Source organism: Pirellulaceae bacterium, from assembly GCA_029243025.1.
Classification (GTDB): Bacteria; Planctomycetota; Planctomycetia; order Pirellulales; family Pirellulaceae.
On record JAQWSU010000055.1, the window covers coordinates 220,048 to 231,477 of the forward strand.

Below are 11,430 nucleotides of genomic sequence, written 5' to 3' on the forward strand. Positions count from 1 at the left end.
CGTGCAAGACGTTAACGGTGAAACGGTCGTCCTTCATGAACCGCTCTGCTTGGTTCGAGATTGGTTGGAAGCCGGACGGGATAACCCTGAGAACTACGCGGCGGCGATACGAGAACTCAGGACCATTGGTGATTCGGCAGAAGATGCGGGTCGCGGTGACATCGCTCGCTTTGTTAATCAACTGGCCAACTTGACCGAGATCGCCGTGCTTTCAACTGATGACAGCGCGATGGGCTCGGAATCGGCGGAAATCCTCACTTATGTCGACGATTCACTTTCGCTGCTTCAGCAGGCATTCGACGACGTAGACGACCTGGGAGAGCCGCTCGATAAACGTCTGTCCGAAGGCGTACAGCGTTGGGGTGAATGCTTGCAGGTTTTCAATGAACAACAAAATGAAGCTGAGAGTTGGCAACCGTCCGCAAAAACGACTGATTTTGATCCAAGGTCGGAAAATGATCAGGTCAACGACGATATTGGCATGATACTCACTTCGTTGTCGGAGCTCACTTCCGCATCAACTGCCCAAGTCGCGTCAGATGAGGTGCAAGGGCAAGAAGAAGCGAAGGAGTTCTTAAGTCAATTGGCGACTGAGTCAGTTGAATCGGTGTCCGGTGAAGAGAGATCCTCGTTAAATGACGATGTGATCTTGGAAGGGGAAATCAAGGAAGCCTATCTCGACGATGCACAACGTTGCTTGGCCTCGATCGAGTCATCGTTACTTGCCTTTGAAAACTCGCCCAATCCGCAACCGCTCAATCAAGTTTGTCGGGAATTGCACACGCTGAAAGGCGCTTCGGCAAGCGTGGGTTTAGTGAAACTGGCAGCTTTTTTGCACCATGTAGAAGATGATCTGCAAGCCTCTTGCGATCGGTCCGATGGTCAAATCGACGTCGATCCGATTCTGCAAGGTGTTGATTTAGTTCGACAGCAAATCAGCCTAGTTGCTCCTGAAACGACCAGTGTCCCCGTGGAAACGAAGAATGGGAAAGATCAATCGCCAAAACCCGGGACTCCATCCGGCAAAAGGCCGGCTGCGTTCTCCGACTCCACTGCCTCCTCCAAAGATTCGGTTCGTGTTAAGTCAGCTCAACTGGATCGACTAATGGATATGTTGGCGGAATTGGTGATGCTCCGAAACCGGCGCGAATGTCGCGTTGAGCAACTCAAGGAAATTAACACGGAGCTGGTGGCTTGTGTTTCTCGCCTCCGGGCTTTTGAAGAAGATTGTCCTCCCGCGGCCTCGCTCAATTCGTTGACCATCGACCCGATCGAATATCGATCAAAGAAACCAAGACGACGGAAGGTTAGTTCGTTGACTGAAGTCGCGAACGATCTGCTCGACCTGGGTCGAAATCTACGAGAACTGTATGAACCGGTGGGTGACGAAAATCGAGCTATCTCGCGATTCATTCGACAGTTTCGTCAAGAGCTTGTGCAGTTGCGACGTGTTCCCGTAGGTGGGCTATTCGCTCGTTTGCAACGAGCTGCCCGTGACGCTGCGAAAAAAGAAAATAAACAGGTTGCGTTACAGCTTGTTGGTGAAGACGTGGGTTTGGAGCGATCAATTCAAGAACAGTTGTATGATGCACTGCTTCATATTGTGCGCAACGCCGTCAGCCATGGGATTGAGACGGAATCGCAACGAATTGCGCTGGGGAAAAATCCATCCGGCACGCTGAGGTTGGAAGCAAATGGTGGATCCAATTTGCTCGTGATCACCGTCCGTGACGATGGGCGAGGGCTCGACTATGACGCCCTCCGTCGTCGAGGTGTTGAAATGGGATTGATTGCTTCTGATCGAGTCGCAACGCGGTCGGAGTTGGCTCGACTGATCTTTCATCCGGGGTTCTCCACCAAGACAGAAACAACCGAACTATCCGGCCGTGGTGTGGGCATGGATGTTGTCGCTACGACGTTGGAGGAACTTCAAAGTTGGATCGAAGTTGAATCTGAACCCGGTCAGGGAACGATCATTCGTCTCCTGATTCCGCTGCATTCTGTGATTGAGCACGTGATGGTGTTCCGATCAGGCAATCAGGAGTTTGCTGTCCCTACTCAATTTGTGAAAGCAGCCGGACCATGGGTGCCGGAACAATCACAGGATTTCCCCCTGATTCCGTTCTCGAGTGTCTGTCCGAATACTCGTTCTCAGGACCTGAATCAAAGTCAACTCATCGTGATTGCACACGGGTGGGAAGTCACTGACAGCGATAATGAATCGGACTCAACACAACGAATTGAAAGGCGAATCGGACTGTTGGTTGATGAAATTGTTGGTCCCGAGGAAGTCGTGGTGCGTCCTCTTCCTTCCTTGCTGAAAGACCAACGAATGTTTGGCGGAGTCACCCTTTCAGGGACAGGTGATATTATGCTGCTGTTCGACGGTCAACATTTGCTTCAGCGCAGCTTGATGGTGAGTCGCGAAGGTTCGACTCTTGATCCGTCCCACTTCTCAAAGAACCGGTCCTCGACAGAATGCAAGCGGGCGTTGGTGGTTGACGATTCTCGCAGTTCACGACGGGCGCTGATTCAATTGCTTGATTCAGATCACTATCTGATTGACGAAGCATCCGATGGGCTTGAAGCGGTGAAGCTTCTTAATCAACAAGCCTATGACATTATTTTCACGGATTTGGAGATGCCACAAATGAGTGGTTTTGACCTGTTGCGGGAAATCAGGTCGCGAGAAATCTACGAAATGACTCCTGTCCTGATGGTGAGCAGTCGAGACGAAGAAGTGTTCAAAGATAAAGCTAGGAATTTGGGCGTCACCGACTACCTCACAAAACCAGTTAGTGAAAAACAGATTAACGGTGCTCTTTGTCGTTTGCAGGAACCGAACTGAGGAATCTACATATGAGTGAACGCACGATTCTTGTTATTGATGATAGCGCCACAATCCGACGACTGGTGGACGCCACTCTGAGCCCCGTTGGCTATCGCGTTGTCTTGGCTGGCAGCGCTGAGGAAGGCTTGGAACGTGCCGCGGAAGTGATGCCAGATTTGATCATTCTTGACCATCAACTTCCCGGTACGACAGGCAAAGAAGTCTGCAAACAATTGCTCGATAATCCGAATCTAAAAGATATTCCGATTGTCGGCAGTTCAACTTTGCGGAAACGTGCGTATGTGGAGTATGCCGATTGCCCCAACGTGGTTGACATGCTGCCCAAGCCGTACACCGCAGAGTTGTTGATTACGACCGTCGCTAATACGGTGGACACGGGGGCCCTAGTCGTTGATTCCCAACGTGAAGGTACCGCCGTCCCTGAGGTGATTCAGGAGGTGGGGCAAGCAGAACTCTCGGGGAGCTTTGAATGTTGTTCGATTCGTGAATTACTCGACTTTCTCAATAATGGTGATAAGACAGGCGTTTTGGAAGTCGAACTGACGCACAATCGAGTTTGGATCTACTTGTCAAAGGGACGCGTTCAGGCGGTGACGGGCAACGGGATTGACGAAAAAGTCGTGCTGGATTGCTTGCCCGAATCATTGCAAGATCTAGCGCCCGTATTGAAGTTGACCATTGCCGGAGGTTCCTGCAGTCAAATTGATGGATTAGTTCAACTCTTGGACAACAAGGTGCTTGATCCCAGATTGCTTCGGAAGTTATTGAGGCATCAAGGTGCTATGTTGTTGCTTCATTGCTTCCGCAGTGAACGGGTCGGATTTCGCTTTGAATCAGGACGGGAACCACCCTCACTTCATCACCGACTTCAACTCGATATCAGCGTGGTTGCTTTGCTTGTGGAAGCCACCTTGCGAGTGCCAAACGAAGAACTGCCCGCCGATCATGGCGAGGCTCGCTTTGTGCGGCAAGCGGTCCGTGGTCAAAACCTCGATCGAGCTGGGCTCTCTGCTCAACATCAAAAGATCGTCAGTTGCTTGGGTGACGCCATTTCCGTCAATGATCTGTCCGCTAAGTTGGGATGGGAGCACGATGAGGTCCATCGTGTGCTTGTTGGTTTCGAAATGGTAGATTTCATCGAACGACAAGTGGGGGAGCCAGGCAAGCGGGTTGTGGTACTGGAAACGGATACCGAGGCTGCCATGTCGTTGCGAGAGGCCGCACAAACAAATCAAGATGCTTGCTCATTGAAAGTGGTTCGGGATCGGCTTTCCTTGCAACTTGTTTTGAAACGCCATCGACCAGATGTCATTGTGATTGCGGTCGATTCGGAACTCGGGCAACAGGTCTGTCGTGAATTGCGAGAAATGCCACAATCTTCCTTGGAAGGAATTCAATGGATAGGGATTTACGCTCAGGGACAAGACGTCTGGGGCCAATGGGATCAAGTTCTCCACCGACCATACGCGGTAGAAAACTTATTCCAATCGATTGATGAGCTGCCTGAACCCGGCACGTCGTCAGCCTTTTGTGTTGCGGGTAGCTGATCAGTTGGGAAACGCCTAGAGGATTCTGCGATGACAAATGAACCAACAACGATTGTGAAAAAGCCGTGTCTGTCGCTTTCGGTAATTTGCCCTAACGGGAGTCGGAACGATCACGATCTCCAAGATGGAGGCAGCCTGATTATTGGCTCTGGAGGCAACTGTGGACTCCGTCTAGACGGGGATGAAATTTCAGCGATGCATTGCGTTGTCCAGTTTAATGAGGGCAAGGTGATGGTGCAGGATTGGTGTTCAGATACCGGCACGATGGTGGACGGGCATCGTATTACCGATGAAGTTCACACGGATCCGGGTGTCCAAATTGGTATCGGCCATTACACCCTGATGACGAAATTAGATGCAGGATCCGAGGAATCCGTGGTGAAAACCTCCGAGGTTGTATCGGAGATGGGGGAAGAAACGCCGCTGTTGGAATTGGACGAACCCTTATTGGAACAAGAGAAAGAAGTCGTAGAGGATCAAACCATTCACGCAGCGTTTCAAGCCGACCCATGGAATCAGGCTGAATGTCCAAACGAAGCGGATCGGTTGTCGGACGACCTGCAAGCCGATGTCGAGAGTGGGACGACTTCAGTACGGCCGATGCAGAAAAACACCTCATCGCAGGATTCGAGCTTTGTGAAAGGGACATCGTCAAGTGGGCGACGGCATCGTCTAACACCCGATCAAGCCTTCAACCAAGAAACGATTGAAATGCTCCAAGCGGAGCTGGAATGGACACAAGCAGAGTTGGCTGAACGCGATGGCCAAATCGCGGAAATGACATCTCTCATCGAATTCGACGCTCCGGAAGAGCCTTCGATAAATAAACAGGAAATGGAAGCCCTCGTTGGACGGCTCGAAGATCTACTCTCCGAATTGGAACGAAGCGACCATCGAATCCGAGCGTTGGAAGAGCTCTTGCGAGCGGAGCAAGAGACGAGTCACGCTGAACAAGAAGAACGCGTGCAAATAGAACGATGGCTGAATGACATCGAACATCGCATTTCCGAACGTGAAGCCGAATCTCGTGCCGAACGCGATATGCTCACCCACCGTTTGGTGGAATTGCGCGAACAACTCGAAGAATCCGATCGGCAGATTTATGAGGCGGCAGCAGTGATATCGCCTCAGACCGCACATGAAGGTGCTTTGCAAAATTTGCGTGAAGAAAACGATCGGCTAAGCGAGGAACTGACAAGTTCCCGGGAGGTGCATCGACAACTCGAGCATCGGATCGAAAGTCTACAAGGAACAACGGCTGCGGAGAATCAGCAAGCTGTAATTGACGAGGCACTACGTGAAGAACGTATGGGTATGGCTCAGGAACGAGCGACCCTTTCACGCGATCGAGCTGAATTAGCAAGACAGATCGCCGAATTGCAAAACGAGGATTTGCCGCGATCTGCAGCACTTGCTGATCAAAAATTTAATGCGTTTCGACAAACCTTGAAAGAGCTCCATCAAGAAGAAGACCGAGGTAATGGATCGGTGAAGCCAACATTGGCCACACGGATTTCAAGCCTTTGGCAGCGTCTTGATGGACCAACGGATACTGACTGAGGCCAGAGATAATCTTATGCAACACTCAACACCTAAGCATGATTTCGGAAGACAAATGGTCAACCGGCCGACGGTCGAATCGCCGCAATTCGATCGCAGCGTCAAGTTTACCGACCCGATCGTTATTCAGGATCAGGTGGAACATCTTCAGCTACTTACTTCGCGCATTGAAGAGTTCTTGGCCCATCAGATTAACCGCCTGCAGGAAATGAAAACGCCGGTGGTGGATCCCCCAAATACTGACTCCGTTGAGCTTGATCGATTGGCCAGCGAATTCGAAGAAGTGCGACAGAATTGGGAAATCGAGCGTCAGCGGGAAACAGAGCGTCTTCGAAGCGATGCCGAGCAACTTCAACAGGCCTGGCAAAACCTCGAAGGCGAGCAACGCGAATTGTTGACTCGCCAAGCGGCAATTCGTACCACCACCACTACCACTTCGGCTGGATCCGTACAGGGTGATGCCTCAATGGCGGTTGGTGGTAACTATCCTACGCGGTCCAACGCAACGATGCGAACGACTTCAATTCCAAGCCAACCTGCTAACAACGAAGTGCGTCCCGCGCCCTATCATAAGGCGCAAATCCAGTTTCAAAAGTTGCGGCGAGAAATGCAAAAGCACGCGCAGCAACGTGACAAAAGATAGCCGACCAATTGTTGGGGAGGTCGTGGTTGTGTTTCGATGATCACGCTCCGAGTTATTGGAAATTGAAATTCTTCAGACTTCGGCTTCGAGCATCCCGAACAGACAGCACAGGAGGAGCAGAAAAGTGACTTTGATTTCACGATTTCGGCGAAAGTCCGACAAACCATCTGCCGAAGCTGAGGAAGAACGAAACGATTCGCTCGTCGCTCAAGCCATCCCCTCGGTAGAGCAACTTCATTACTGCCGTGTCTTACAACTTCCGGTTGAGGGTGAGTCAGTTCCAGACCCAACTGCTGTCAACCTTGCATGGAATTCGCTGGAAGAACAGATGACGCCTGTACCCGAGGGCGAAGTGTCAATGTTGATGATCGATCCAGGGTATCTGGAGGGTGAACCGACGGAAAATCCGACCGAGTTGGCTTGGGTGCAGACGTTCTATTTGGATCGTTGTGCAGTGACCAACGCCGAGTTTTCACAATTCGTGGCTGAGGGCGGATACGCGCAGGAATATCTTTGGCCCGCGGAAATCTTGTCACACGTACTGCAGTTCGTCGATTCGACGGGTTGTGCCGGACCTCGTTTCTGGGTGAATGGTCAACCACCTGCCGGAAAAGAAAACCATCCGGTCGTCGGGATCTGTTGGTACGAGGCGAATGCGTACGCACATTGGCGAGGAAAACGCTTACCGACGCCCGCTGAATGGCAGCGAGCTGCGACCTGGGCAGGCTGCCAGGGCGACGCGGCGTCGCAAAGTCGCTATCCGTGGGGCGATTCATTCGATCCATCGCGCTGTAATACCTGGAATAGTGGGCTGGGGGATACCAGCGCAGCGAACGAATATTACAACGGCTGTACACCCAATGGGGTTTACCAGTTGATTGGTAACACCTGGGAGTGGACGGCCGCGCTGTTTGAAGTCGATGTCTCCCCCAATGGTGACAGGCTGCTTACGAGCGTCGCTATGGGAGAAATCCGTGGGGGTGCTTTCGACACTTACTTTGCCAGTCAAGCAACAAGTCAATTCCGGACAGGGCAAAACCTGCTGCATCGTGGTCGCAACACTGGTTTTCGTTGTACCGTCGATGCTGACGAACTTGTCCCACCATCCGATCCCTATTCCTTCCTCGAGGAAGGTGGTGAATCATGAACCATACAACCGAACAAATTATTCAGACGAGTCAGTTTCTTGATAACAAGGTTAAAGTGACTTGCGTTTGCTGTGAGCAGGAGTCATTTGATAACAATGGCTATTGCGGTGGTTGCCAAGCGCCTCTCGATCTATCGAGGACTGCTGAAAAACGTGGGGTACCGGTAAACTTTGTCTCCGTGCTTGGTGCCAGTGGAGCTGGCAAGACAGTCTTCATCGGAATGTTGCTGGATATCTTAAGTAAAGGAAGCAGTGGAATCCAAGGACTGCCGAACAATGCTTTTAGCGTCGCCATCCAACAGCAAACGATCGGCGCACTTGAAAATCGTCGGTTTCCAGAAAAAACGGCGTCGGAAGCGGAAGGCTGGCAGTGGGTCCACTGCGAAGTGTCCAACGATAAAAAAAGACGCAACTATTTGGATGTCATTACGCCCGATTTTGCAGGGGAAGCCATTGCCACAGAGCTTGAGCATCCGGGAACCTACGTGGCGATCCGAGAAGTCATTCGGCGCTCAAGGGCCGTCTTGATGTTGATCGACTCGATGAGCGTGCGTGATTCCGGACGTGACGAGGACTTTTTTGCGATGAAGTTGGCGTCCTACATTCATAATCTGCGCAGCCCAAGCGTTACTGGTCGGAAACAGAAACCCGTCAAGTTTCCCCTGGGAATTGTTTTGACGAAGTCGGATGAATGCCGCGAGGCAATGGTCAACCCCGAGCAATTTGCCAGCGATAACATGCCTGGATTTGGGAAGTTCCTCGGCAGGAATTTCTCGAGCTATCAATTCTTCGCTTCCAGTGTCGTTGGCTCTTCCGCAACCTACGCCGATCATCGTGGTTACTTTATGCCCGTTCCATTACACGTGGAACCTCGGGGAATTACCGAACCGCTGGAATGGATTATCAACTGCACTTGATGGTCGGAGGGGCACCATGTTAATTGAGCAGGCCATTTTTACTTCGCTTCGCGGGCGACGCTCTCAAGGGTATCACCTCGTCGCTCAGTCACCCTCAGTCGACTCCGAAATCTCGGGCCTGCTTTGCAAGTGGGGACCGTCGCACAGTTCGTTGCTTTGCGGATCACCGCTCTCGGAAAGTGTTAATTTTTCTTCGATCTCACCTGACTGGTTTGCCTTGTCCAGAACCACTCATGGCGGCCCTGAGTACAGTGGGCGAGGTGGACTACAGGTGTTCACCCGATTCTTGTTGCTTCAGTCACATCAGCTGGCTACCTTTGAAAATAATCCGCTGGCCCTGATCCAAACCGCTCGAATCTTGGGACACATGCGATTGCACCTAGCGCCACCAACAGAACTCGATCCGATTGAACTTCCGGAGCATGCATTGAACACGCATCCATACCGCCCCGAAACTGCAAATGTGCCGATTGACGAAGTTGTCCGGATTCTCCAATTTCAAAATCGAGTTGCCATTTTGGGACTGAAGAATCCCTATCCGACGTTAGCCCATATTCTGCAACTGATGCCCAAGTCGGAACGACTTGGATTGAGCTTCACTACGGGGTTGAAACCTTCCGTACATCGCGAATTTCGTCTTCATTTTCTGCAGAATGCGGACGCGGCCGTGCATGCTCACTTGGCGTCGCAAGGAATCGATCTTGTCACGGCAATGTAGCTGGAGATGAGTCGAGCAACGCAATGATGCGGAGTGGCCCGCCGGTCCCGGTTCGAATTTTCATCGGTAAGGCAATAATGTTGAAGCCTTCCAGTGGTAATTCGTCTAGGTTCGCCACGTTTTCAAAAGCTGGAATGTTTTTTTCAAAAAGTGTTACGTGGCTACCAAAACTTGTCGATTGACCATGGTCGATGCTGGCTGTGTCAATTCCGATCGCCTTGATCATGCGATTTTCAACCAACCACTTCGCCGCGTCAGGTGAAAGTCCAGGAAAGTGAAGTTGGCGAACAGCCTCTTCACCCCGAATGGCTGTTCCTAGATATTTCTCGCGATCAGGCCAATGACGGCCGAATCCGGTCCGAAGTAACACAATCACATCTACCAATTGTCGCTCGTGGGTCGTTTCCCACTTTCTAAAGTCATTGATCCCAATTTGATAATCTCGGTCGTTTTTGCATGCCTCCGTGACATCGATGATCACCGCATCGCCAATGAGGCGATGCAACGGGATCTCATCCACTGTCTTACCCCCTGCAAAGAAATGGATCGGCGCATCGATATGAGTTCCCCCGTGCTCAGCCAAGCGGAATCGATTGGCGGCGTAAAAATATCCGGTTTGCGTAAACCCTGCGGGCCCTTGTTCCAGTTGAAATCCTTCCTCGGTTGGCCAGAAGATCGTGTTTTCATCAAAAGAATGGGTAAGATCAATCATTGTGGCTGCTGCCAATGGCGCACTTGGATTTGCAGGCACAAGAGTTGTGGTTGAACCTATTTCCGGTTTCAGGGGCGACATTTCCCCGAAATCTTTCGGTTCGCGACAACCGATCGACAGCAGAAGACCGATGACAATGGGAAGGGCTTTGTGAAGGTTGGAGTGAGTGGTTATCATCTCGCAAGGTTTCCGGAAATATTAGTTCGAGTCAATTGAAACGCCTCTCAGCGAAGTACGACGCATGAAGGAAGTGTTTTTTACCGCGGCGATCATGGGGTTGGGCCTGTTCGTACTGGGCGGGATTCTCTACCTATTTGTTCGTGGCTTGTATGCCGTCATCCGAGATTGGCAACTCAATCGTGAGCTGGAAACGCTGCGACGCGAATCGATCGAACGGCGCAAAAACTCACCAAAGCAAGTACCCGCTAGCCAATCTCTCTCTGATCTTACCGCAACTGAGCAGACGATTGCCAGCGACGAACAAAACGCACCTCGCGAAACGCTCACCTTTGATCTCCCGCCTGGGTTGAGCTTTGAGCAACCCGTTTCCGCTCAGGATGAGAACGATCCAACGCGTGTGACGGATTTGAAAGGATCGGAAGCCGGTCCGCTGAATTTTGACGTTAGCCCGCCTCAGACTGATGGCAAAACGGAACATGAAATAACTCCCCTAGAGAAGGAACCGAGCGATGACTTGCGCGGTAGCGAAAACGAAGCCGCTTCAGGTCATCTAAGGGACGTGGGAAATGATCCGCACGCAGACGGCGGGGAATCGACACCCTCGAGCGATTCGACCGACTCAAGCCAGGAAATCGAGGATCAGTATTCACCTGAAGTAACGCGCGGGCAGTTTGTCGACTCCGACGTGATACCAGGTGACGCCGTTGCGGAACGGTCCGAAACCGCTGAATTCCCGAGAGATGAAGCGTCCGCGGATCAAGCCCGTAAGGGGGATCTGACTCAAGACGACAACAGTTCGGATGTTTCGCATGATGCAGAGGGCGATCCGGAAGCGAAAGAAGTTGAAGCGGAAGAGGAGGAAGCGGAAGAGGAGGAAGCTGAAGGGGAGGAAGCTGAAGAGGAGGAAGCGGAAGAGGAAGCCGAAGAGGAAGCCGAAGAAGAAGAGGACGAAGAAGAAGAGGACGAAGAAGCCGAAGAAGAAGCCGAAGAAGAAGCCGAAGAAGAAGCCGAAGAAGAAGCCGAAGAAGAAGCCGAAGAAGAAGCCGAAGAAGAAGCCGAAGAAGAAGCCGAAGAAGAAGAGGACGAAACCGAAGAGGACGAAACCGAAGAGGACGAAACCGAAGAGGACGAAACCGAAGAGGACGAAACCGAAGA

General features: G+C 51.6%; 9 protein-coding genes. 8 read left to right on the top strand and 1 reads right to left on the bottom strand.

Annotation, left to right across the window (positions count from 1 at the left end):
• The first annotated feature begins 1 nt into the window (after position 1).
• The 7 genes from P8N76_27385 to P8N76_27415 all read left to right on the top strand — a co-directional run bounded on the left by P8N76_27385 (position 2) and on the right by P8N76_27415 (position 9,383).
• Positions 2-2,848, top strand: coding sequence for a response regulator (locus P8N76_27385; GenBank protein ID MDG2385425.1), 2,847 nt, complete (start codon positions 2-4; stop codon positions 2,846-2,848).
• An 11-nt stretch (positions 2,849-2,859) separates the two neighbouring features.
• Positions 2,860-4,398 carry a response regulator gene (locus P8N76_27390; GenBank protein ID MDG2385426.1) on the top strand — a complete coding sequence of 513 codons (1,539 nt, stop codon included), beginning with the start codon at positions 2,860-2,862 and terminating at the stop codon, positions 4,396-4,398.
• Between the two features lie 30 nt (positions 4,399-4,428).
• Positions 4,429-5,958 carry an FHA domain-containing protein gene (locus P8N76_27395; GenBank protein ID MDG2385427.1) on the top strand — a complete coding sequence of 510 codons (1,530 nt, stop codon included), beginning with the start codon at positions 4,429-4,431 and terminating at the stop codon, positions 5,956-5,958.
• A 55-nt stretch (positions 5,959-6,013) separates the two neighbouring features.
• Positions 6,014-6,601 carry a hypothetical protein gene (locus P8N76_27400; GenBank protein MDG2385428.1) on the top strand — a complete coding sequence of 196 codons (588 nt, stop codon included), beginning with the start codon at positions 6,014-6,016 and terminating at the stop codon, positions 6,599-6,601.
• A gap of 124 nt (positions 6,602-6,725) precedes the next feature.
• Positions 6,726-7,748: a formylglycine-generating enzyme family protein gene (locus P8N76_27405; GenBank protein ID MDG2385429.1), complete on the top strand. Its 1,023-nt coding sequence runs from the start codon at positions 6,726-6,728 to the stop codon at positions 7,746-7,748.
• On the top strand, positions 7,745-8,665 hold the full coding sequence (locus tag P8N76_27410) for a hypothetical protein (GenBank protein ID MDG2385430.1): 921 nt from the start codon (positions 7,745-7,747) through the stop codon (positions 8,663-8,665). The genes P8N76_27405 and P8N76_27410 overlap by 4 nt, the downstream gene beginning before the upstream one ends.
• A gap of 16 nt (positions 8,666-8,681) precedes the next feature.
• The gene (locus P8N76_27415; protein ID MDG2385431.1) at positions 8,682-9,383 is read left to right on the top strand and encodes a hypothetical protein; all 702 of its coding nucleotides are present in this window, start codon (positions 8,682-8,684) and stop codon (positions 9,381-9,383) included.
• Here the strand turns inward: P8N76_27415 and P8N76_27420 are convergent.
• Positions 9,370-10,176: a cyclase family protein gene (locus tag P8N76_27420; GenBank protein ID MDG2385432.1), complete on the bottom strand. Its 807-nt coding sequence runs from the start codon at positions 10,174-10,176 to the stop codon at positions 9,370-9,372. The genes P8N76_27415 and P8N76_27420 overlap by 14 nt on opposite strands.
• Before the next feature lie 160 nt (positions 10,177-10,336).
• Between P8N76_27420 and P8N76_27425 the strand changes: the two genes are divergently transcribed.
• Positions 10,337-11,430, top strand: a 1,094-nt coding sequence (locus tag P8N76_27425; protein MDG2385433.1) for a hypothetical protein, incomplete at its 3' end; no start/stop codon positions are given.